We start from the raw sequence: 23,004 nt of genomic DNA, 5'->3' as shown, positions 1-23,004 counted from the left end.
GGAATTATTCGTGCAAGAAGCGAAGGTGTGACATGAGCGGTATCGATCCGAAACTCTTTGGCAAGGTTGCAGTGCTGCTCGGCGGCGTGTCCGCCGAGCGCGAGGTGTCGCTCAATTCCGGCCGGCTCGTGCTGCAGGGTCTGCGCGACGCGGGCGTCGACGCGCATCCGTTCGATCCGTCCGAGCGGCCGCTGTCGGCGTTGAAGGACGAAGGCTTCGTGCGCGCGTTCAACGCGCTCCACGGCGGCTATGGCGAGAACGGCCAGATCCAGGGTGCGCTCGATTTCTACGGCATCAAGTACACGGGCAGCGGTGTCCTCGGCTCGGCGCTCGGCCTCGACAAGTTCCGCACGAAGCTCGTGTGGCAGCAAACGGGCGTGCCGACGCCGCCGTTCGAAACGGTGCTGCGCGGCGACGACTACGCGGCGCGCGCGAGCGCGATCGTCGCGAAGCTCGGCGTGCCGCTCTTCGTGAAGCCGGCGTGCGAGGGATCGAGCGTCGCGGTGATCAAGGTGAAGAGCGCCGACGCGCTGCCGGCCGCGCTCGAGGAAGCCGCGAAGTTCGACAAGATCATCGTCGTCGAGAAAAGCATCGAGGGCGGCGGCGAGTACACCGCGTGCATCGCGGGCGATCTGGATCTGCCGCTGATCCGCATCGTGCCGGCAGGCGAGTTCTACGACTACCACGCGAAGTACATCGCCAACGACACGCAATACCTGATTCCGTGCGGCGTGCCGGCGGAAGAGGAAGCGCGCTTGAAGACACTGGCGCGCCGCGCGTTCGACGTGATCGGCTGCACCGATTGGGGCCGCGCCGATTTCATGCTCGACGCGAACGGCAACCCGTACTTCCTCGAAGTGAACACGGCGCCGGGCATGACGGACCACTCGCTGCCGCCGAAGGCGGCGCGCGCGGTCGGCATCAGCTATCAGGAACTGGTCGTCGCCGTGTTGGCGCTGACCTTGAAGGACTAACGCAAGGGATCGACGCAGCAACATGTGGAATAACGTTCGCCAGCTCAACTTCGCCGCCAACGCGCTGTACGCGTTGCTGGCGCTCGTGCTGCTGGCGGCGGGCGGTTACTGGCTGATCCAGCGTCCGAACTTTGCGCTGCGCGAGATCCAGATCGACGGCGATACCGATCACATCAATTCGCCGACGGTGCGCGCGAGCGTCGTCGGCCACTTGAAGGGCAATTTCTTCACTGTCGATCTCGATTCGGCACGCCAGCAGTTCGAGCAGATGCCGTGGGTGCGTCGCGCCAGCGTGCGCCGGGTCTGGCCGAATGCGCTGGCTGTCACGCTCGAGGAGTACAAACCGCTTGGCACGTGGGGCGCCGATCAATTGGTGAGCGTCGACGGCGAGCTCTTCACGGCGAACCAGGGCGAGCTCGACGAGGAACTGCCCGCGTTCGATGGCCCGGACGGTACGGCGAAAGAGGTCGTCGCGCGTTATCAGGACTTCAAGAAGTGGTACGCGCCGCTGGGCGCGGCGCCGGAAGAGGTGACGCTGTCGCCGCGCTACGCGTGGACGGTGAAGCTCTCGAACGGCACGGAAATCGAATATGGCCGGGAACGCAACCCGCAGACGCTGGCTGACCGCAGCCGGCGGCTGATCGAGGCCTGGGCGGCGGTGACGCAGCGTTGGGGCAAGGAGATCGAATACGCCGACCTGCGCTATCCGAACGGGTTTGCGATTCGCGCGGCGGGCATGCGCTTCATCAGCGATACCGACAAGGCCAAGAAGCAATGACATCACACGCACACGCAATGAGCACGCTATGAGCAAAGACTATAAAGACCTGCTGGTTGCCCTCGACATCGGGACGGCGAAGGTGGTGGCTGTCGTCGCCGAGTTGAAGGGCGAAGGCCATTACGAGGTGATCGGCCTCGGCCAGAGCGAGTCGAAGGGTCTCAAGAAAGGCGTGGTGGTCAACATCGAAGCCACCGTGCAATCGATCCAGCGCGCGCTCGAAGAGGCCGAGCTGATGGCCGACTGCAAGATCACGAACGTGTTCACGGGGATCGCGGGCAGCCACATTCGCAGCTTCAATTCGAGCGGGATGGTGGCGATCAAAGACAAGGAAGTGACGCAGACGGATGTTGCGCGCGTGATCGAGACCGCGAAGGCGATCAACATCCCGACCGATCAGCAGGTGCTGCACATCCTCACGCAGGAATTCATCATCGACGGCCAGGAAGACGTGCGCGAGCCGATCGGCATGAGCGGCATCCGGCTCGAAGTGAAGGTGCATATCGTGACGGGCGCGGTGTCGGCGGCGCAGAACATCGTCAAGTGCGTGCGCCGCTGCGGGCTCGAAGTGAACGATCTGATTCTGCAGCCGCTCGCGTCGTCGCTGGCGGTGCTGACCGAGGATGAGAAGGAACTGGGCGTCGTGCTCGTCGACATCGGCGGCGGCACGACCGATATCGCGATTTTCAGCGAAGGCGCGATCCGGCACACGGCGGTGATCCCGATCGCGGGCGACCAGATCACGAGCGACATCGCGATGGCGCTGCGCACGCCGACGCCGGACGCCGAGGACATCAAGGTGAGCTACGGCATCGCGAAGCAGGCGCTCGCCGATCCGGACGAAATGATCGAAGTGCCGGGCTTGGGCGAGCGCGGTCCGCGCACGCTGTCGCGGCAGGCGCTGGCGGCGGTCGTCGAGCCGCGCGTCGAGGAGCTCTTCTCGCTCGTGCAGCAGGTGGTGCGCGAGTCGGGCTACGAGGAATTGCTGAGCTCGGGCGTCGTGCTGACGGGCGGCGCTTCGATGATGCCGGGCATGGTCGAGCTTGGCGAAGACATCTTTTTGAAGCCGGTGCGCATCGGCGTGCCGGAGTACGCGGGCGGCCTCGCGGACGTGGTGCGCAATCCGCGCTATTCGACGGCGATGGGCCTGCTCGTCGAAGGGCGCTCGCAGCGGATGCGCGGCCGCAAGGTCGCCGTGCAGTCGGGTTCGATGGGCCAGGTCTTCGTGCGGATGAAGGACTGGTTCCTGGGCAACTTCTAAACGATTTTCGAAATTCGCGCCGGTGCCGGCGGCTGGCGCGCGACAAGGGAGTGCCCGCTCCTTTGCCGAATAACGGCCGAGCAAGTCTTTTTTCTTGACGGAGGCAACATGGAATTCCAGATGCTGGAAACGGAAACCAGCGGCACCATCATCAAGGTGGTGGGCGTCGGTGGCGCTGGCGGCAATGCCGTGCAGCACATGATCAACAAAGGCGTGCAAGGCGTCGACTTCATCGTGATGAACACGGACGCGCAGGCGCTGTCGCGCTCGCGCGCTACGCACGTGATTCAGCTCGGCAACACCGGTCTCGGCGCTGGCGCCAAGCCGGAAATGGGCCGTGCGGCAGCCGAAGAAGCACGTGAGCGCATCGCCGACGCACTGCGCGGCGCGCACATGGTGTTCATCACCGCAGGCATGGGTGGCGGCACGGGCACGGGCGCGGCACCGGTCGTGGCTCAGATCGCGAAAGAGATGGGCATTCTGACCGTCGGCGTCGTGAGCAAGCCGTTCGAGTTCGAAGGCGGCAAGCGCATGCGCGTCGCGGAAGCTGGTTCGCAGCAACTGGAGGATCACGTCGACTCGCTGATCGTCGTTCTGAACGACAAGCTGTTCGAGGTGATGGGCGATGACGCCGAGATGGACAAGTGCTTCCAGTGCGCAGACGACGTCCTGAACAACGCAGTCGCAGGCATCGCCGAAATCATCAATGTCGACGGTCTCGTGAACGTCGACTTCGAAGACGTGAAGACGGTGATGGGCGAGCAGGGCAAGGCGATGATGGGCACGGCGACGGTGGCCGGCGTCGATCGCGCGCGTCTCGCGGCGGAACAGGCCGTGGCGAGCCCGCTGCTCGAAGGCGTCGATCTGTCGGGCGCGCGCGGCGTGCTGGTGAACATCACGTCGAGCCGTTCGCTGCGCTTGTCGGAAACGCGCGAAGTGATGAACACGATCAAGAGCTACGCGGCGGAAGACGCGACGGTGATTTTCGGCGCGGTGTACGACGATGCGATGGGCGACGCGCTGCGCGTGACGGTCGTTGCAACGGGCCTGGGCCGTGCCGCGAAGAAGCAGCAGTCGGCTCCGATGACGCTCCTGCGCACCGGTACCGACAACCAGCCGATCAGCACGATGCAGCACAGCTACGCACCGGCGCAAGCGCACGCCGCCGATTACGGCGCGCTCGACACGCCGGCCGTGTGGCGCAACTCGCGCGAAACGGCGGCGTCGCACGTGCAGGCGCTGCAGGAAAAGGGCGTCGATACGTACGACATTCCGGCGTTCCTGCGCAAGCAAGCGGACTGATCGCGCGAGGCTCTAGCGTTCGCGGCGGCGCACGGCGGTGATCCGGCGCGCCAAGCGAACAAAGAGCAAGGTGCGGCGAACGGCAACGGCGAAACAGGCCGCGTCCCTTCGGACGAGCGGCCGGGACAGGTGCCCGCAGCGGAATTGCACCGCGGGTGGCCGGGTTGTCGGCGCTAGCTTTACAACGCACCGAGCGCAATGCGGGAAAACGCGCAATAATGCGCGGTTATGAGCAGCAAGTGCGGCAACGAGCAGGTCGATAAGCACAGCATCGATGTGAAGGATCGAGCATGATTCAAGTGGGCGACAAGCTGCCTGGCGCAACGCTCTTCGAGTTCGTCGAAGACGAGCGCGCAGGCTGCACCCTGGGGCCGAACGGCTTCGAAGTGCAGGCACTGACGGCGGGCAAGCGCGTGGTGATCTTCGGATTGCCGGGCGCGTTCACGCCGACGTGTTCGGCCAAGCACGTGCCGGGTTATGTCGAGCACGCCGAGCGCTTTTTTGCGGCCGGCATCGACGAAATCTGGTGCGTGTCCGTCAACGATGCATTCGTGATGGGCGCTTGGGGACGCGATCAGCACACCGCGGGCAAGGTGCGCATGATGGCGGACGGAAGCGCAGCTTTCACTCGGGCGCTCGGTCTGGAGCAGGATTTGTCGGCGCGGGGCATGGGAATCCGTTCCCAGCGCTACGCGATGGTGGTCGACGGCGGCGTGGTCAAGGCGCTGTTCGTCGAGGCACCCGGCAAGTTCGAAGTCAGCGATGCGGCCAGCCTCCTTGCCACGCTGAGCCCGTCGTGAAGCCTCCCGGCGTTGCCCTCGAGCAACGCTTGATCTGGCTTTTATGACAGGCCGTAATACGGGCCGGCACCGGAAATGCCTCCATTCCGGGTGTCGGCCCGCTCCGCATTCTCGAGCGGGTAATTCGACGAAACAGTTTGAAACGTCCATTGCGCGCTGCAGCGGAGCGAATGGAGTATAATCCGACCTATGGCATCAAAATCCCGATTGGGATTCTCAATCGAATAGACATCACCATGCTGAAGCAACGCACTATCAAATCGATCGTCAAGACGGTCGGCATCGGCCTGCATTCCGGCCGGAAGGTCGACTTGACGCTTCGCCCCGCCGCCGAAAACACGGGCATCGTGTTTTCGCGCGTGGATCTGCCGACGCCCGTCGATATCCCGGCGTCGGCGATGTCGATCGGCGATACGCGTCTTGCTTCGGTGTTGCAGAAGGACGGCGCGCGGGTCTCGACGGTCGAGCACCTGATGTCGGCCTGCGCGGGTCTCGGCATCGACAACCTCTACGTCGACGTGACTGCCGAGGAAATCCCGATCATGGACGGCAGCGCGGCATCGTTCGTGTTCCTGATCCAGTCGGCCGGCATCGAAGAGCAGAACGCGCTGAAGAAATTCATCAAGGTCACGAAGCCGGTCGAAATCCGCGATGGCGACAAATTTGCGCGCCTCGATCCGTACTTCGGCTTCAAGCTCAAATTCACGATCGATTTCCGCCACCCGGCCGTCGATAAGACCGGTCAGGCGCTGGAAGTCGACTTTGCCAACACCTCGTACGTCCGCGACATCGCGCGTGCGCGCACGTTCGGCTTTGCACACGAAGTCGAGATGATGCGCGAGCTGGGCCTGGCGCGCGGCGGCAGCATGGATAACGCGATCGTGCTCGACGAGTACCGTATCCTGAACAACGACGGCCTGCGCTACGACGACGAGTTCGTGAAGCACAAGATGCTGGACGCGATCGGCGATTTGTACGTGGTCGGCCATCCGCTGCTCGCGTCGTACACGGCGTACAAGTCGGGCCACGGCTTGAACAACGCGTTGTTGCGCGAGTTGCTCGCGCATGAGGATGCGTATGAACTCGTCACGTTCGACGACGTGAAGCGCGCACCGCGCGGTTTCGGTTACGAAGCGCAGACGGCGTTTGCCTGATTGTTGTGATTTGGGGTGCGTGAGGTTCGAGCGGCGCCTCTGACGCAGATCAAGAAGTGAGCGGTCCCAACGGGCCGCTCATTTTTTTTCGTCGCGCGGTTTCCGATGGCGCGCGGCCATCTTCGCGAGCGCCGCTTGCAAGGGGGACGGGGCGAGCGTTTCGCTCAATTCGCGCAGCGCATCGGCGCCTGCCGGCGTCATACGCGCCTGCTTGACGGGCGGCGGCTCCTTGACCGGCTGGGGACGGACGCGCACTTTCAGCGTGTTGACGGCCCAGCCGCGTTGCTGAAGTTCGGAGAGCAGCGTCGGTTCGAGATGCCGCAGACGCGCAGCAAGCGCGTTGTGCGCGGCAAAGAGGGACAAGACGCCGTCCTTGATGAAGCCTGGTTCGACACTTGTCGCCAAGTAACTGGGCAACAGTTGCTTGAGATCGCGTTCGAGCGCGGCAATTTGCTCGACGCCCGCGCGCAGGGCGGCAAACGCATCGGTGCGGGTCAGAACCTCGCCGACCGGCTGTGGCCGCGGCGGCCCAAACGGCCTTGAAAACGACGAAAAACGGCTCATTTCACACTCGTGTCACCCAGTCGCGGCGTATGCGTGCGACGATGCGCGCATTGTACCGCGCGCGGGGCACGCAATCGCCGGCGCCGCGGCGCTCGCAAGGGCGCGCGCGAAGGCCGGCGCCGACGCTGCTGTCTAGCCGTGGACGCAGGCGGAAGCATCCCCGCGTGATAAAATGCCCGATTCGAATTCACTCATGGAATAAGCCGCCGAGGCCCGCCGAAACCGGGCGCACCGTTTGTGCGACCCCGTCCGAAGCCGCGACGCAAACCCGATCCGATGACCACCGGTTTTCTCCAAAAAATCTTTGGCAGCCGCAACCAGCGCCTCGTCAAGCAGTATCAAAAAACCGTTGCGGCGATCAACGCGCTCGAGACGCAGATCGAGCAGCTGACGGACGACCAATTGCGCGCGAAGACGGGTGAGTTCCGCCAGCGCGTCGCAAGCGGCGAATCGCTCGACAAGCTGCTGCCGGAGGCGTTCGCCGTGTGCCGCGAGGCGAGCCGCCGCGTGCTCAAGATGCGCCACTTCGACGTGCAGCTGATCGGCGGCATGGTGCTCCACTACGGCAAGATCGCCGAAATGCGCACGGGCGAAGGCAAGACGCTCGTCGCGACGCTTGCCGCGTACCTGAACGCGCTGTCGGGCCGCGGCGTGCACGTCGTGACCGTCAACGATTACCTCGCTCAGCGTGATGCGGAGTGGATGGGCAAGCTTTACAACTTCCTGGGTCTCTCGGTCGGCATCAACCTGTCGCAGATGGATCACGCGTCGAAGCAGACAGCCTACGCGTCAGACATCACCTACGGCACGAACAACGAATTCGGCTTCGATTACCTGCGCGACAACATGGTCTACGAGACCGACGCGCGCGTGCAGCGGCCGCTCAACTTCGCGGTCGTCGACGAAGTGGACTCGATCCTGATCGACGAGGCGCGTACGCCGCTGATCATTTCGGGCCAGGCCGAAGATCACACCGAGCTCTACGTGCGCATGAACGCGCTTCCGCCGCTGCTCGAACGTCAGATCGGCGAAGAGAAGGCGGACGGCACGGGCGTCGAGAAGCCGGGCGACTACACGCTCGACGAAAAGGGCCGTCAGGTGTTCCTGACCGAGTCGGGTCACGAAAAGGCGGAGCGCATGCTCTCCGAGTGGGGCCTGATCGGAGAGGGCGAAAGCCTCTACGCGCCGCAGAACATCACGCTGATGCACCATGTGTACGCCGCACTGCGGGCGCACACCCTGTTCTTCCGCGACCAGCACTATGTCGTGCAGAACAACGAAGTCATCATCGTCGACGAATTCACGGGTCGTCTGATGGTGGGCCGCCGCTGGTCGGATGGTCTGCACCAGGCGGTCGAGGCGAAGGAGCACGTGAAGATCCAGAGCGAAAACCAGACGCTCGCCTCGATCACGTTCCAGAACTACTTCCGCATGTATTCGAAGCTTTCGGGCATGACCGGCACGGCCGATACCGAAGCGTACGAATTCAACGAGATCTACGGGCTCGAGACGGTCGTCATCCCGACCAACCGGCCGCCCAAGCGGCTCGACAAGCAAGACCAGATCTACAAGACCGCGAAGGAGCGCTATGACGCCGTGATTCGCGATATCCGCGAATGCTTCGAGCGCGGTCAGCCGGTGCTGGTCGGCACGACGTCGATCGAGAACTCCGAGGTGCTGTCGCACCTGCTGACCAAGGCGGCCCTGCCGCACGAAGTGCTGAACGCGAAGCAGCACGCGCGCGAAGCGGCGATCGTCGCCGAAGCAGGACGTCCGCAGCGCATCACGATTGCAACCAACATGGCCGGCCGCGGCACCGACATCGTGCTCGGCGGCAACGCCGAGAAGCAGGCCGCGTTCATCGAAGCCGATGAAGCCATCCCCGCCGAGGAAAAAACGAGCCGCATCCAGAAGCTGCACGACGAGTGGCAGACGCTGCACGACCAGGTGAAGGCGGCCGGCGGCCTGCACATCATCGGCACCGAGCGTCACGAATCGCGCCGGATCGACAACCAGCTGCGCGGCCGTGCTGGCCGTCAGGGCGATCCGGGTTCGTCGCGCTTCTATTTGTCGCTCGAAGATCCGCTCTTGCGCATTTTCGCGGGCGATCGCGTGCGCGCGATCATGGACCGCCTCAAGATGCCGGAAGGCGAAGCGATCGAAGCGGGCATCGTCACGCGCTCGATCGAATCGGCGCAGCGCAAGGTCGAGGCGCGCAACTTCGATATTCGTAAGCAATTGCTCGAATACGACGATGTGTCGAACGATCAGCGCAAGGTGATCTATCAGCAGCGCAACGAATTGCTCGAAGCGCACGATATCGCCGAAACGATCGGTGCGATGCGCCAGGCCGTGGTCGGCGATGTGGTTCACGAGTTCGTTCCGGCGGGCAGCATCGAAGAGCAATGGCAGGCGCCGGAGCTCGAAGAAGTGTTGCGCAACGACTGGCAGCTCGATCTCGCGATTCAGGAAATGATCAACGAATCGCAATCGATCAGCGCGGACGAGATTCTCGAAGCCGTGGTCGCCGCCGCCGACGAGAACTACGAGACGAAGGTCGCCCTGGTCGGCCGCGAATCGTTCAGCGCGTTCGAGCGCTCGATCATGCTGCAGACGCTCGACCGCTGCTGGCGCGAGCACCTCGCCGCGCTCGACCACTTGCGTCAGGGCATCCACCTGCGCGGCTATGCGCAGAAGAATCCGAAGCAGGAATACAAGCGCGAGGCGTTCGAGCTGTTTGAGGCGCTTCTCAATGTGGTGAAGACGGAAGTCACGCGCATCGTGATGAACGTTCAAATCCAATCGCCGGAGCAACTCGAGCAGGCCGCCGAGCAGCTCGAAGAGCAGGGCAGCCATCTGGAGAACGTCGAATTCCGCCACGCGGAGTTCGCCGAAGCGGGTGCTGCGGCAGCAGGCGGCGCGGTCGCGGCCGATGCCGCCACCGAGATGGTCAGCCAGGCCATGAGCCACGGCGCGCATGCGCCTGCCGGCGCCTCGCCGTCCACCGACGGCATGCCGAAAGTAGGCCGCAACGACCCCTGCCCGTGCGGTAGCGGCAAGAAGTACAAGCAGTGCCACGGCAAGCTTGCATAACAGCGAAAACGGCGCGCATAATGCGCGCCGTTTCGTTTGTGCGCGGCTCCTTGCTTTCGCGCGAACGTTCTATCACGGATCGTGCGCGCAACGAGCGTCCGTGATTCCGTGGCGGTTCGGCTGTTCCGCGAGCCGCCAGCCTCGACCAGTCGATGCCGGTTCTCTTCGCATTCGCGCCATGAGCCGGCATTTCACCGTCCGATAGGTCCCGACCATGGCTGTCAATTTCCCCTCGATCGCTCCCGAGCAACTGCATCCCGTCGCCGGCGTCACGCTCGGTTGGGCGGAAGCGAATATCCGCAAGCCGAATCGCAAGGATGTCCTCGTGATTTCCGTCGATGAAGGCGCGACTGTGGCAGGCGTGTTCACGTCGAATCGCTTTTGCGCGGCGCCGGTGACGGTGTGCCGCGAGCATCTCGATCGCGTGCGCGCGGGCGGCAAAGGCATTCGCGCGCTCGTCGTGAATACCGGCAACGCAAACGCGGGCACAGGCGAACCCGGCCTCGCGAACGCACGCGAAACCTGCGCGGAGCTCGCGCGACTGGCCGGCATCGCGCCGGAGCAAGTGCTGCCGTTTTCGACGGGCGTGATTCTCGAGCCGCTGCCGATCGATCGCCTGAAGGCCGGTCTGCCCGCCGCGCTCGAAAATCGCCGGGCGGCGCATTGGTACGACGCCGCGCAATCGATCATGACGACCGACACCTTGCCGAAGGCTGCTTCGCGCCAAGTGACGATCGACGGCCACACGGTCACGCTGACCGGCATCAGCAAGGGCGCCGGCATGATCAAGCCGAACATGGCGACGATGCTCGGCTTTCTCGCGTTCGACGCGGCCGTGTCGCAGCCCGTGCTCGACGCGCTCGTGAAGCACGTCGCCGACCGCTCGTTCAACTGCATCACGATCGACGGCGATACGTCGACGAACGATTCGTTCATCCTGATCGCGTCGGGTAAATCGAGCCTGCCGGCCGTGACGTCGACCGAGTCTGCCGCTTACGCCGCGTTGCGCGATGCCGTGACGGAAGTCGCGCAGACGCTCGCCCAACTGATCGTGCGCGACGGCGAAGGCGCGACGAAGTTCATGACGGTGCAGGTCGAAGGCGGCTCGAACGTCCCCGAATGCCGCCAGATCGCCTACGCGATCGGCCACTCGCCACTCGTGAAGACGGCCTTCTACGCATCGGACCCCAACCTCGGCCGCATCCTCGCGGCGATCGGTTACGCCGGCGTCACGGATCTGGATGTCGAGAAAATCGATCTCTACCTCGACGATGTGCTCGTCGCCAAACAAGGCGGCCGCAATCCCGACTACCGCGAGGAAGACGGCCAGCGCGTCATGAAGCAAAGCGAGATCACGATTCGCGTGCTGCTGGGCCGCGGCGATGCGCAGGCGACGATCTGGACTTGCGACTTGTCGCACGACTACGTGAGCATCAACGCCGACTACCGTTCCTGATGGATCGAGGGCGCGGGTCCGCCTGGGCCGGCGCCCTCGAACGCATGTCACCATGGATAAACTCGAACACTTCCTGACGCGCGCCGAAGCGCTGCTCGGACGCCTTGAAGCGATGCTGCCGCCGGCGGCGCCGCAAATCGACTGGTCGGCGGCGGTCGCCTTCCGCTGGCGCAAGCGTCATGGGCGCGGCTATCTGCAGCCGGTGCCGGCCATTTCGGACATCACGCTCGACGACCTGCAGAACATCGATCGCCAGAAAGCGCTGATCGAACAGAACACGCGCCAGTTCGTGCACAAGCAGCCGTCGAACAACGTGCTGCTGACGGGCGCGCGCGGCACGGGCAAGTCATCGCTGATCAAGGCGTGCCTGAACGCCTATGCGGCCGACGGCCTGCGCCTGATCGAAGTCGACAAGGACGATTTGCACGATCTCGGCGATATCGTCGATCTGATTTCGCAGCGCCCCGAGCGCTTCGTCGTGTTCTGCGATGACCTCTCGTTCGAGGAAGGCGAGTCGGGCTACAAGGCGCTGAAAGTCGCGCTCGACGGCTCGGTTGCCGCGCAATCGGACAACGTGCTGATCTACGCCACGTCGAACCGCCGCCATCTGCTCCCCGAGTACATGAGCGACAACGAGACGTACAAGCACATGCCCGACGGCGAGATTCATCCAGGCGAAGTCGTCGAAGAGAAGATCTCGCTGTCCGAGCGCTTCGGCCTGTGGGTCAGCTTCTATCCGTTCAAGCAGGACGACTATCTGGGAATCGTCGCGCACTGGCTGCAGCATTTCGGCTGCGATGACGCAGAGATCGAAAGCGCGCGCGGCGATGCGCTCGTCTGGGCGCTGGAGCGCGGGTCGCGCTCGGGCCGTGTCGCATGGCAGTTCGCGCGCGACTGGTCGGGCCGGAAGGCACAGGCATGACGCGCGACGTGAAGACTCCGGATGGCGCGGCGGCGCTGTCGCGTCCCGTGACCGAGGTTGCCGTCGGCGTGCTGGTGCAGCCGGACGGCCGCTACTTGCTCGCGCAGCGCCCGGCTGGCAAACCCTACGAAGGCTATTGGGAGTTTCCGGGCGGCAAGCTCGAACCGGGCGAAACGGTCGAAGCGGCGCTCGAGCGCGAATTGCACGAGGAGCTGGGCATCGTCGTCACCGAGTGCCACCGTTGGCACACGCTCGAACACGACTATCCGCATGCTTACGTCCGCCTCTATTTCTGCAAGGTGACGCGCTGGACCGGCGAGCCGCACGGCCGCGAAGGACAGGCGTTCAGCTGGGAACGGCTTCCGGCCGCCGTCGAACCGCTGCTTCCGGCGACGATTCCGGTTCTGGAGTGGCTGGCCGCCGATTGATGCGCCTGGACCGTCTGGCTTCCGGCTGATTCCGGCTTAGTGAAACATCTTGAACTGACGGCGCAACGCCGTCAGCGTGACGAAGAGCGCGTTCTTTTCTAGTTGAGGTCGCCGCGCGAGGTATCGTCGGAAGGCGGTTCCTCATCGGTGCCGCCGATCTTGTACTTCTCGTTGGCCCAGGCGCCAAGATCGATTTGTTTGCAGCGTTCGGAGCAGAACGGGCGAAAGCGATTTTCAGGTACCCAGCGGACAGGTTTGCCGCAAGTCGGGCATTTCACAACGGTGGTCATACGTTCAGGCGTTTAGTCGCGATTACAGGCTGCAGAGCGTGAGTTGGAACGGCACGTCGACATCGACCGCACGCGGCCGCAAGTTTCCGTCCTGCACGGTGAAGCGTACCCAGAGCATGTACTTGTTGGCGCTCGCTTCGGGGATCATCCGCAGTTCCGGCGACACGCGTACCTGCATCAATTGATAAGTCCGGCCGGACAACATTTGCTGATAGCTGCCTTGCATCGCCATCACTTTCGATGCCTGGCCCGACTCGCGTGCGAGACGCAGTACGATCGTGGCGGCGTCGCGCAGCGGCAGCAGCGGCATGATCCACTTGGCGATGTCTTCGCGGCGTTGATCGGGATGCAGTTGCTGCCAGGCGTAGTACGACGGCAAGTCGAATTTGCAGGTACCGCCGGGAATGATCGCGCGGCTCCGGATGCTCGCGAGCCATTCGTTGTCGGCCAGATGCTGGCCGGTCTTGCCTTGCATTTGCGCAAGGCTCGCAAGCGTCTGCTCGATTTCGCCGAGCACCGCTTCGAGTGCGTTTTGTTCGATGCCGGGATTGCCGCGGAAGGGTGCAAGCGTTTGGCGCTGGCGTTCGAGCTCCTTCATCAGATCCGATTTCAGATCCGCGCGGCCCGTGACTTCGGCGATTTCGAACAGCGTCGTGAGCGCGACGTGATGTTCCCTCGCGTCGTCTTGAGTCAGGAAGAACGTAAAGCGCTCGAACAAATCTTCGAGGCGCAGCAGCGTGCGGATTCGTTCGTTGAACGGATACTCGTAAAGGATCAAGCGCGCTCGCCCCTGGTGGTGTCGATGAAGGAATTGCAGGACATTCTAATGCCGCAGGACTACCCCCGCAATCACACACTTTTTTGTCATCTTGCCGGCAGATGTTGAATCTGGCGCGACTGTTCAGAACATTTATCGGCGTATGCGGGCGTTGTCTTTAGACGATGCTAGGTGGAGGGCGTTCCTGCCAGCGCGAGGTATTCGCGATGCAAGCGTTCCACTCGCGCTGCGAGTTCTTCGAGCGGCGCGCCTTCGTTGACGATTACGTCGTCGGCGGCGGCCAGGCGCGCTTCTCGCGTGGCTTGCTTGCCGATGATGGCGAGCACCTGTTCACGCGCGAAGGCATTGCGGCGCATCACGCGCTCGATTTGCGTATCGACGCTGCAATCGACGGTCAGCACGCGGTCGACCCGCGCTTTCCACGTGCCCGATTCGACGAGAAGCGGCACGACAATGATCAGATACGGTCCCGCTGCCGCGTTGCGTTCGCGCTGGGTCTCAGCGCGAATCAGCGGGTGGGTGATCGATTCGAGACGTGCTTTCGCCGTGTTGTCGCTGAAAATCAGCGCGCGCATTTTGGCACGGTCGAGCGCGCCGTCGGCTGTCACGAACTCTTGGCCGAACTCCTTCGCGATCAGCGGCATCGCAGCGCCGTTCGGCGCGGTGATGCGGTGCGCGATGAGATCCGTGTCGACGATCGCCACGCCGTGTGCTGCGAACAGATCGGCGACCGTTGTCTTGCCGCTGCCGATGCCGCCAGTCAATCCCACAGCAAACATGGCTCAGCCTCCGAACGCGTGATAGAGCGGGGTGCCGAGAAAGAGGGTCGCGGCGCCGCCTGCAGCAAGGAACGGACCGAAAGGCAGCGGCTCCTCGAAGCGCATGCGGCCGGTCAAGGTCGCTCCGATCCCGACGACGGCCCCAGTCACGGCCGCGATCAATACGACTTGCGGCAACGCAGTCCAGCCGAGCCACGCACCGATCGCGGCGAGCAGCTTGAAGTCTCCGTAGCCCATGCCCTCCACGCCGCGCACGAGCCTGAACAGCCAGTAGACGCACCATAGAAAGAGATAGCCCGCGATTGCGCCGACGACCCCGGCGCGCAGGCTCGCAAAGGTATCGCAGAAGTTCACGATGAGTCCGGCCCACAAGAGCGGCAGAGTCATCGAATCGGGCAGCAGCCGGGTGTCGATGTCGATCGCGCTCATCGCGAGCAGCATGGCGCAGAGGCCGAACGCGGCGAGCGCCGCGAACGACGGCCCGAACGACCACAGCGCAAGCGCAGCGAGCGCAGCACTCGCGAGCTCGATCAGCGGGTAGCGGACACTGAGTGAAGTCTTGCATTGCGAACAGCGTCCGCGCAGCAACAGGTAGCTGACGACAGGGACGTTTTCCCACGCACTCAACACGTGGCCGCAATGCGGGCATGCGCTGCGCGGCACGCAAAGGTTATAACGCGCGGGCAGGCCGTCGTCCGCGGGCGGAACGCCCGTCGTGTCGCTGACTTCCGCGCGCCAAGCGCGTTCGAGCATGATCGGCAGACGGTGCGCGACGACGTTCAGAAAGCTGCCGATCACGAGGCCGAGCACGATAGCGAAGGCGAACTGCACGCCGGTCGGCAACGCGCCGAACGTGGCGCTCAAGCCGGCCGCATGGCGGGCGAGCGGATCGCTGAGGGAGAGATCGTACACAGGCTGAGTACCAGTCGAAACTTACGGTTGGATTGGGCTGGATGCTACACCACGTTGCCGAGCTGAATGATGGGAAGATACAGCGCGACCACCAGCCCCCCAACCAGGGCGCCGAGAACGATGACGATGAGCGGCTCGCACAGGCTTGCCAGCAGTCCGATCTTTTCGTCTACCTGACGGTCGGCGAGCGTGGCGACGTCGAGGAGCATCGCATCGAGGGCCCCAGATTCCTCGGCGACGGCGATCGGCTGCACGACTTGCTGCGGAAAACAGTGCGACGCGCGCATGGCCGCCGCGAGCCGCTCGCCGCGTCGCAGCCGCGCTGCGATATCGACGGTTGCCAGATCGAATACCGTATTGCCGGTGGCGTGCGTGAGCGAGTCAAACGCATCGGTAAGCGGCGTGCCGGCCGCGAGCAGCGTGCCGAGGGCCCGGCTCCAGCGGGCGGCAGCCAGCGTGGCGAGTACCGGACCGACGATCGGGAGCCGAAGCGTCATGCGATCGAACGCGGTACGGGCGGATTCGGAGCGGCGCAGCCCGCTGGCGACGGCAAAACCGGTCGCGACGATAGCGGCGAGCGCAGGCCCGAACCATCGCGCTGCGGCATCGGAGAGCGCGAGCACGAGTTGGGTCGGCGCGGGCAGCTGGGCACCGAAGCCGTCGAAAATCTGTTTGAACGTCGGCACGACCCAGACCAGAAGCGCGGCGGTGATGGCGAGGGCGAGCAACAGCACCGCAACGGGATACGTCAGCGCAGCGCGCACCTTCGCGCGCTGGATGGCGGCGCGTTCGCGGTCGTCGGCGAGGCGCGCGAGCACCGGCGCGAGTGCGCCGGAGGTTTCGCCCACCGCGACGAGCTGGCAATAGAGGGCGTCGAATTGCTTGGCGTAGTGGGAGAGGGCCACGGAAAAGCTCGCGCCGGAGACGATCTGCCGGGCGACGCCGCCGACGATCCGCGGCATGCCGCTGCGGCTCGGTGTTTGTGCGATCAACTCGAGCGACGGCGTGAGCGGCAGGCCCGCCCGAAGCAAGCTCGTCAATTGCCGCGTGAACGACGTCACTTCGCCGGCGTTTGCTTTCGGCCGGGCGGCCTGGCCGCGCGCTTCGATTTCAAGCACCACGATTCGATCGCGCTTGAGCATCGCGCGAGCGCTTGCGGCATCGGGCGCGATGATCGTCCCGCGCCTGCGAGTGCCGTCGGTTTGGACGCCGCGCCAGGAAAAGCGAAGCTCGGACGTTGCGTGCGGAGCCGGTGAGGTCATGTTGCCTCCGTCGCGCTAAACGCTTCGGCGAGGCTCGTCGTGCCATCGCGCACACGCGCGAGCGCTGCCTCTCGCAGCGTCCGTACGCCATCGTCCCGTGCTTGCCTTGCAACCTCGTGTGCGCTCGCGCGGGCAACGATCAATTCGCGCATCGCGTCGGATACCGGCATCACCTGATGCACGCCGACCCTCCCGCGATACCCAATGCCGTGGCACGCGGCACAGCCTTTGGCGCTGAACGGCGTCCAGCCGCTACTCGGATCGTCGCCGGCAAAGCCAGCCGCACGCAGCGCTGCCGGCGATTCCGGCGCCGGTATCCGGCAATGCGCGCACAAGCGCCGCACCAACCGCTGCGCGGTCACGATCCGCAATGCAGCCGCGAGGTTGTAAGGCGCGACGCCGATATCGATCAGCCGCGTGATCGCGGCCGGCGCATCGTTCGTGTGGAGCGTCGAGAGCACGAGGTGGCCGGTCTGCGCGGCCTTGAGCGCGACGTCGGCGGTTTCCTCGTCGCGAATCTCGCCGACCATGATGACGTCCGGGTCTTGCCGCAAAAACGCTCTCAGCGCGACGGCAAATGTGAGCCCGGCTTTTTCGCGCACGCTGACCTGGTTGATGCCTGCGAGTTGGATCTCAGCGGGATCTTCTACCGAACACACGTTGCGCGATTCGGCGTTGAGCATTTGCAGGAAGCAGTACAGCGACAAGGTCTTGCCGCTGCCTGTCGGACCGGTTACGAGCATGAGGCCGTGCGGCGCGCGGATTGCGGCGTCGACGATCGCGGCTTGCCGCGCATCGAGGCCGAGCGAATCAAGCGAGAGGTCCGGGGGGAGTCCATCGAGACGGCGCAGCACGAGCTTTTCGCCAAAGAGTGTCGGCAGCGAGTTGACGCGATAGTCCTCGACCTTGCCGGGCGTCGCCGCGAGCCTCAAGCGTCCGTCTTGCGGCACCCTGCGCTCGGCGATGTCGAGCTTCGCAAGCACTTTGATGCGCGTAACAAACGCATCGCGCAAATGGGCAGGCGGCTGCGCGATTTCATGCAGCACGCCGTCGATTCGCAAGCGGATGCGCCAGCCGCGCTCGGCCGGCTCGATGTGGAGGTCCGACGCATTGCGGCGAGAGGCGTCTTGCAGAATCTCTGCGAGGAGCCGAACGGCGGGCGCGTCGCCGGCCTCGGTTAGTCGCGAGGTTGACTCTGCCGACTCCGTCGTAGCGAAGGGGGCTGGCGAGGCTCGCAAAACGGAGTCGAAATCAGAACGCCCCTGTATTGGAGGGGCGGCAACCGCGATGGGTGTTTGCGACGACGATGCAGCGGCGCTGCTGGAGTCTGCCGCACGAAAGCGCGCGGTGCCGAGGCTGGATGACATGGAATGCCGGCAATGCGCCGCCTATAGAACACGATGAGGCCATCATCGCGCGGGCGGGATTGGGCCGGCAGTCGGTCGAACGGCTAATCGAGTGCAGTCCTGGCGGGCTTTGCCGAATTCGGCACGTCCGGCTTGAAGATCTTGACGGTGCGAACCGCTTGATCGTCGCTGCGCAGCACTTCGAGCCGAACGCCGCTGACCTGCAAGCAGACGTCTCCCTCCGGTATCTCTTCAAGCGCTTCAAGTATCAAGCCGTTCAGCGTCTTCGGCCCGTCGGTCGGCAGAGTCAAATGCAGCCAGCGGTTCAGCTCGCGCAACGGCATGCTGCCCGCGACAATGCATTCACCGTCCTCGTTCCAGCCGCTTCGCGAACTCGCGCTGCGCGGAATAGACGTCGTGAATTCGCCGATCAGCTCCTCGATGATGTCCTCGGGCGTGACGAGCCCTTGCAGTTCGCCATACTCGTTGACGACGAGCGCTGCACGATGCCGGCTTTCCTGGAAATACTGGAGCTGCTGGAACACGGGCGTGCCGGACGGCACGAAATACGGCTCGGCAAGCAGCTCGCGCAGGGTTTCTCGCTCGAGTTCCTGGTTATGCAGCGCGGCCAGCGTCTTGCGCACGTGGAGCACGCCGAGCACGCGGTCGATATCGCCCTGATAGACGATCAGCTTGTTGTGATAGCAGGTTTCGAGCTGGTGGAGGATGTCTTCGAACGGCGCGTCGAAATCGAGCGCTTCGATCCGGCGGCGCGGAATCATGACGTCGTCGACGGAAATGTTCTCGAGATCGAACAGATTCAACAGGATGCTGCGGTGCTTGGTCGGCATGAAGCTGCCGGACTCGAGCACGATCGTGCGCAGCTCCTCGGTGGACAGACGCTGGTCGCGGCCGCCCTTCGTATTGATGTGCAGCACGCTCAGGATCGCATTCGCGAAGAGATTGACGAACCAGACGATCGGGCGCAGCACGCGTATCAATGGCGCGATGATCAGGCTCGCGGGCAGTGCGATTTTTTCCGGGTAGGTCGCGCCGACGATTTTCGGCGTGATTTCTGCAAACACGATGATCAGGAACGCGACGATACCGGTCGCGATCGACAGCACGAGGTTATCGTGCCCGAACGTATGTATCGCAATCGACGTTGTCAGGACCGGGATGATCGTGTTGAACAAGTTATTGCCGATCAGGATCACGCCGAGCAATTGGTCGGTGCGCGACAGCAGGTTTTGGGTCGTTTTCGCGCCGAGCGTGCCCTTGGTCGTCAGGTACTTCAGGCGATGGCGGTTGAGCGCCATCATCGCCGTCTCGGAGATCGAGAAGAAACTGGAGCAAAAGAGCAGCAGGAAGACGGCGCAAACCTGCGCCCATAACGGGAGTTGTTCCACGCGGTGTCGAGGAAAAGGGGGATGGCGAGAATATAGCAGAGCGGCGCGACGAGCCGAATCGGCCAAACGGCTAGTGCGGACGGCCAGACAGCAGGGCCGTCTCGATCAAGCAAAGCCGAGACGGCTGGACGAAAAAAAACCGCGCAACACGTGCGCGGTTTTTCAAAATCTGGTCGGGGTGAGAGGATTCGAACCCCTGTGTTCCGACCATGGAATAAGGCTCTCCGGGCAATCAGTCAACGTCAAACGCGCGTCGAATTGACAAAGTACTGGACGGCAGGTTACCACAGACAGCGCGGCCCTTCTCCGGATCGCTTCGGCTTCTCTAACTTCCGAATGGTCCCAGGCCCCACCCCCGGTCTCCCTTTTTTGGCAATCCATAGCCCTCTATTCTGCGGAGACCCTCCGGGGTGCCTCGGCAAAGACTTTGCCGTTGAGAACATAACATTCCTGTTCTCAAAGCGCGTCAGTGCAGTCAAAGGATGCGGTTGGACCCAAACATTAATGTTGTCCTTCTTCGTCCACTGTCAGATTGTTCGTGACCGACGTCACTCCAGCAACACTTCCAGCAACTTTCCCTGCGAGATCTATCTGCGCCTGATTTGGAACCATTCCTACAAGCGTAATCTTGCCGCTACGCGCGACGGCTATAACATCAGCCCAATCCATACCCTTATGCTTGTACAACGTCGCCATAACTTGCTTCGACAACTGCCTATTTGCTGCTCTAGTCGACGGAGCTGCAGTTGCCGCAGTCGTCCCTTGTGCGTGAACAACGGGCACGGTCGCAACAATGGCGCTGACGGCGATCGCTGCGGCGACGAAGGTCTTCATGGTTTTCATCTCGTCTCCTTCAGGTGGGTCGTAATTCAGGTGGGTCGTAAAACTGGGTGGGAGAGACTCGAAAAAAACGCTGGTCAATCAAAATGCGGCGAAAAATGAGCCCCTGACGTTGACGACCAGCGGCCAAGCCATCAATTTGGCAATCAAAGTGTAGGCTTTTCCTCGACGAGATGCGCACCCGTTTTCCAACCAGCCCACTCACTCACAAGCTCGAATGTCAAGATCAGGTTATCGACAGCTTGGGTGATGTACGCCTCTAACTCTGCGGGCAGTGGAACGAATGGAGCGGGGCGCGTACTGTCCTCCAGCGCCTGAAACTTGGCCCGGTGTTCGGCTATCAGCCGGTGCGCAATGGTGAGGCCTCGGCGCGGTTCGCGGTCCTGAGACTGTCACGGAAAGCATCGGTCGCCAGTGCGCCACCCCTGGTGCGGGGGAACAGGTGCCGAATCTCTTTGGGGATGCCGATGCGGAGGTGGTAGATACCGGACTTGGGATCGGGTCTGAGTCCCGGGGGGAAGCGCCTTCATATCGTTCATCCGCGTATTTTGACACGCGAATTGACATGTTGGATTGACAGCCCCGGAAACAACAAAGCCCGGAAAGCCTTACCAGCAGGGCAATTCCCTTTACTGGCTTGACTTTCCGGGCCTTAAATCTGGTCGGGGTGAGAGGATTCGAACCTCCGGCCTCTACGTCCCGAACGTAGCGCTCTACCAGGCTAAGCTACACCCCGATTTGGACTTCGGCGACCATTTAGTCTCGTTTAAGACTGCCTCGTCGTCGAGTAAGAACATAATTCTAGCAGGCTTTCTTTGTAAATGGAATCCGGAAACGAAGAAATTGCTGCTGCGGCTGCCTGCGCCTCCTGACGGGCGCACTGGAGCGTGTGATCGAGCGCGCCCGAACGCGTGATCGCTTCGAAAATCGTCTCGAAACGATCCGTGCCGCCCTGCTCAATGGCTTCCCGCGCCAACGCCGATTGCTCGGGCGTGCCGCGCTCGATCAGGTAAATGAGCGGCAGCGTGGGTTTGCCTTCGCGCAGATCGTCGCCGGCGTTCTTGCCCATCGATTCCGGTGTGCCCGTATAGTCGAGCCAGTCGTCCATGATCTGGAACGCGGTGCCGATCCGGCGGCCGAATTCCGCAGCCGCTGCTTCGATCGTGGCGTCGGCGCCCGACAGCACTGCGCCGAGCTGGGCGGCGGCCTCGAACAGCTTAGCCGTCTTGTAGCGGATCACCTGCATGTAGCGCGCTTCGTCGACGTCGGCATCGTGCATGTTCAGCAATTGCAGCACTTCGCCTTCGGAAATGATGTTGGTCGCCTCCGCGAGGATCTCCATCACGCGCATCTTGCCGACGCCCACCATCATCTGGAACGAGCGCGAATACAGGAAGTCGCCGACCAGCACGCTCGCCGCATTGCCGAACAGCGCGTTGGCAGTCTGACGGCCGCGGCGCAGATCCGATTCGTCGACGACGTCGTCATGCAAAAGCGTCGCGGTATGGATGAACTCGACGACGGCGGCCAGTTCATGCCGATGGCCGGTCGTGTCGCCGAGTGCGCGGGCGACCAACAGCAACAGCGCAGGACGCAGCCGTTTGCCGCCGGCACCGATGATGTATTCCGAGATCTGGTTGATCAGCATCACCTCGGAGGCCAAACGGTGCCGGATCACGCGGTTCACTTGCTCCATGTCTTGGGCGATCGGAGCAAGCAGGGTGGCGGCGCTGGGGGGGGAGGTGGCGGTCGACGACATGATGAAAAATATGGGTAGTGCCGCGGATTATAAGGCGAATCGCCGGTGCGCCGTGAGTTGGCGGGTGGTGCGAGAGGGTATCCTCGGCCGATTGGCCGGGTGTCGGCGCTTGCCGCCGGCCGAACGGCGGAGATTTTGACCGCGGAGCTAACTCTATGTATAATCACGGGTTTCCGCGCGCGGTGCGTCGGAAAAATGAACACAGAGTGAGGTTCTCAATGTACGCGGTCATAAAAACCGGCGGCAAGCAGTACAAGGTTGCCGTTGGCGAAAAACTTAAAGTAGAACAGATACCGGCAGACATTGACGCTGAAATCACGCTCGACCAGGTTCTCGCAGTAGGCGAAGGCGAATCGATTCAGTTCGGTACGCCGCTGGTGAGTGGGGCTTCCGTCAAGGCTACCGTTGTCTCCCACGGTCGTCACGCCAAAGTGACCATCTTCAAGATGCGTCGCCGGAAGCACTACCAAAAGCACGGCGGCCACCGCCAGAACTACACCGAACTGCGCATCGACGCGATCAACGCGTAAGCGCGCCGGTCAAGGAGCAATCAGATGGCACACAAAAAAGCAGGCGGGTCTTCCCGCAACGGCCGCGATTCCGAGTCGAAGCGCCTCGGCGTCAAGGTCTACGGCGGCCAAGCGATCAACGCGGGCGGCATCATCGTGCGTCAACGCGGCACGCGCATGCACCCGGGCGACAATGTCGGTATCGGCAAGGATCACACGCTGTTCGCGCTGACTGACGGCCACGTCCAGTTCACGACGAAGGGCGCTGCCAAGAAGCACATGGTCAACGTGATTCCGGCCGCAGTCTGAGCTTAATCAGACACGGCGGAACTGACCGGAATAAAGGCCCCGCGATGTTAGCGGGGCCTTTTTTATTGGCGCCTCTGCG

At 63.2% G+C, this 23,004-nt stretch carries 22 protein-coding genes and 1 tRNA gene; 12 read left to right on the top strand and 11 right to left on the bottom strand.

Annotation, left to right across the window (positions count from 1 at the left end; translation table 11 throughout):
* Positions 1 to 32 precede the first annotated feature (32 nt).
* The 6 genes from FAZ95_RS19295 to lpxC all read left to right on the top strand — a co-directional run bounded on the left by FAZ95_RS19295 (position 33) and on the right by lpxC (position 6,269).
* Positions 33 to 974: a D-alanine--D-alanine ligase gene (locus tag FAZ95_RS19295; protein ID WP_137333912.1), complete on the top strand. Its 942-nt coding sequence runs from the start codon at positions 33 to 35 to the stop codon at positions 972 to 974.
* Positions 975 to 996: 22 nt separating this feature from the next.
* Entirely contained in the window at positions 997 to 1,752 is a 756-nt protein-coding gene (locus FAZ95_RS19290; RefSeq protein ID WP_137333911.1) for a cell division protein FtsQ/DivIB, read from the top strand.
* A gap of 28 nt (positions 1,753 to 1,780) precedes the next feature.
* Positions 1,781 to 3,013, top strand: coding sequence for a cell division protein FtsA (gene ftsA, locus FAZ95_RS19285; RefSeq protein WP_136893035.1), 1,233 nt, complete (start codon positions 1,781 to 1,783; stop codon positions 3,011 to 3,013).
* A 108-nt stretch (positions 3,014 to 3,121) separates the two neighbouring features.
* Positions 3,122 to 4,315 carry a cell division protein FtsZ gene (gene ftsZ, locus FAZ95_RS19275; RefSeq protein ID WP_137333910.1) on the top strand — a complete coding sequence of 398 codons (1,194 nt, stop codon included), beginning with the start codon at positions 3,122 to 3,124 and terminating at the stop codon, positions 4,313 to 4,315.
* Between the two features lie 290 nt (positions 4,316 to 4,605).
* A complete protein-coding gene (locus tag FAZ95_RS19270; protein ID WP_137333909.1) occupies positions 4,606 to 5,115 on the top strand; it encodes a peroxiredoxin in 510 nt (169 codons plus the stop codon).
* Between the two features lie 236 nt (positions 5,116 to 5,351).
* The gene (gene lpxC / locus FAZ95_RS19265) at positions 5,352 to 6,269 is read left to right on the top strand and encodes a UDP-3-O-acyl-N-acetylglucosamine deacetylase (protein WP_137333908.1); all 918 of its coding nucleotides are present in this window, start codon (positions 5,352 to 5,354) and stop codon (positions 6,267 to 6,269) included.
* A 78-nt stretch (positions 6,270 to 6,347) separates the two neighbouring features.
* On the opposite strand, the gene FAZ95_RS19260 is transcribed toward lpxC, so the two are convergent.
* A complete protein-coding gene (locus FAZ95_RS19260; RefSeq protein ID WP_137333907.1) occupies positions 6,348 to 6,833 on the bottom strand; it encodes a DciA family protein in 486 nt (161 codons plus the stop codon).
* Between the two features lie 276 nt (positions 6,834 to 7,109).
* Between FAZ95_RS19260 and secA the strand changes: the two genes are divergently transcribed.
* From secA to FAZ95_RS19240, 4 genes are all read left to right on the top strand, one after another.
* Positions 7,110 to 9,926, top strand: a complete 2,817-nt coding sequence (gene secA, locus FAZ95_RS19255) for a preprotein translocase subunit SecA (protein ID WP_137333906.1) — start codon at positions 7,110 to 7,112, stop codon at positions 9,924 to 9,926.
* Between the two features lie 214 nt (positions 9,927 to 10,140).
* Positions 10,141 to 11,382, top strand: coding sequence for a bifunctional glutamate N-acetyltransferase/amino-acid acetyltransferase ArgJ (argJ, locus tag FAZ95_RS19250; protein WP_137333905.1), 1,242 nt, complete (start codon positions 10,141 to 10,143; stop codon positions 11,380 to 11,382).
* Positions 11,383 to 11,434: 52 nt separating this feature from the next.
* The gene (locus FAZ95_RS19245; RefSeq protein ID WP_137333904.1) at positions 11,435 to 12,304 is read left to right on the top strand and encodes an ATP-binding protein; all 870 of its coding nucleotides are present in this window, start codon (positions 11,435 to 11,437) and stop codon (positions 12,302 to 12,304) included.
* The gene (locus tag FAZ95_RS19240) at positions 12,301 to 12,732 is read left to right on the top strand and encodes an NUDIX domain-containing protein (RefSeq protein ID WP_137333903.1); all 432 of its coding nucleotides are present in this window, start codon (positions 12,301 to 12,303) and stop codon (positions 12,730 to 12,732) included. The genes FAZ95_RS19245 and FAZ95_RS19240 overlap by 4 nt, the downstream gene beginning before the upstream one ends.
* Positions 12,733 to 12,830: 98 nt before the next feature.
* On the opposite strand, the gene yacG is transcribed toward FAZ95_RS19240, so the two are convergent.
* The 10 genes from yacG to FAZ95_RS19190 all read right to left on the bottom strand — a co-directional run bounded on the left by yacG (position 12,831) and on the right by FAZ95_RS19190 (position 22,107).
* On the bottom strand, positions 12,831 to 13,022 hold the full coding sequence (gene yacG / locus FAZ95_RS19235; protein WP_137333902.1) for a DNA gyrase inhibitor YacG: 192 nt from the start codon (positions 13,020 to 13,022) through the stop codon (positions 12,831 to 12,833).
* A gap of 22 nt (positions 13,023 to 13,044) precedes the next feature.
* A complete protein-coding gene (gene zapD, locus FAZ95_RS19230; RefSeq protein WP_137333901.1) occupies positions 13,045 to 13,800 on the bottom strand; it encodes a cell division protein ZapD in 756 nt (251 codons plus the stop codon).
* A 167-nt stretch (positions 13,801 to 13,967) separates the two neighbouring features.
* Complete coding sequence (coaE, locus tag FAZ95_RS19225; RefSeq protein ID WP_137333900.1) at positions 13,968 to 14,579, bottom strand: dephospho-CoA kinase; 612 nt, start codon at positions 14,577 to 14,579, stop codon at positions 13,968 to 13,970.
* A 3-nt stretch (positions 14,580 to 14,582) separates the two neighbouring features.
* Positions 14,583 to 15,491, bottom strand: a complete 909-nt coding sequence (locus tag FAZ95_RS19220; RefSeq protein ID WP_137333899.1) for a prepilin peptidase — start codon at positions 15,489 to 15,491, stop codon at positions 14,583 to 14,585.
* A 44-nt stretch (positions 15,492 to 15,535) separates the two neighbouring features.
* Positions 15,536 to 16,753: a type II secretion system F family protein gene (locus FAZ95_RS19215; protein WP_137333898.1), complete on the bottom strand. Its 1,218-nt coding sequence runs from the start codon at positions 16,751 to 16,753 to the stop codon at positions 15,536 to 15,538.
* Positions 16,750 to 18,042 (bottom strand): GspE/PulE family protein, encoded by a 1,293-nt coding sequence (locus FAZ95_RS19210; protein WP_254699944.1) that lies wholly within the window; start codon positions 18,040 to 18,042, stop codon positions 16,750 to 16,752. The genes FAZ95_RS19215 and FAZ95_RS19210 overlap by 4 nt, the downstream gene beginning before the upstream one ends.
* Positions 18,043 to 18,203: 161 nt before the next feature.
* Entirely contained in the window at positions 18,204 to 19,508 is a 1,305-nt protein-coding gene (locus tag FAZ95_RS19205; protein ID WP_137333896.1) for an HlyC/CorC family transporter, read from the bottom strand.
* Between the two features lie 501 nt (positions 19,509 to 20,009).
* Positions 20,010 to 20,351: a BON domain-containing protein gene (locus FAZ95_RS19200; RefSeq protein WP_137333895.1), complete on the bottom strand. Its 342-nt coding sequence runs from the start codon at positions 20,349 to 20,351 to the stop codon at positions 20,010 to 20,012.
* Between the two features lie 656 nt (positions 20,352 to 21,007).
* Positions 21,008 to 21,084: transfer RNA gene (locus tag FAZ95_RS19195), tRNA-Pro, on the bottom strand.
* A 30-nt stretch (positions 21,085 to 21,114) separates the two neighbouring features.
* Positions 21,115 to 22,107 (bottom strand): polyprenyl synthetase family protein, encoded by a 993-nt coding sequence (locus tag FAZ95_RS19190; protein WP_137333894.1) that lies wholly within the window; start codon positions 22,105 to 22,107, stop codon positions 21,115 to 21,117.
* A 218-nt stretch (positions 22,108 to 22,325) separates the two neighbouring features.
* Between FAZ95_RS19190 and rplU the strand changes: the two genes are divergently transcribed.
* On the top strand, positions 22,326 to 22,637 hold the full coding sequence (rplU, locus tag FAZ95_RS19185) for a 50S ribosomal protein L21 (protein ID WP_004194344.1): 312 nt from the start codon (positions 22,326 to 22,328) through the stop codon (positions 22,635 to 22,637).
* A gap of 24 nt (positions 22,638 to 22,661) precedes the next feature.
* Positions 22,662 to 22,925 (top strand): 50S ribosomal protein L27, encoded by a 264-nt coding sequence (gene rpmA / locus FAZ95_RS19180; protein ID WP_136893052.1) that lies wholly within the window; start codon positions 22,662 to 22,664, stop codon positions 22,923 to 22,925.
* Positions 22,926 to 23,004 lie beyond the last annotated feature (79 nt).

This window comes from Trinickia violacea, from assembly GCF_005280735.1.
Classification (GTDB): domain Bacteria; phylum Pseudomonadota; class Gammaproteobacteria; order Burkholderiales; family Burkholderiaceae; genus Trinickia_A; species Trinickia_A violacea.
This window is presented reverse-complemented; position numbering and strand designations above follow the sequence as displayed.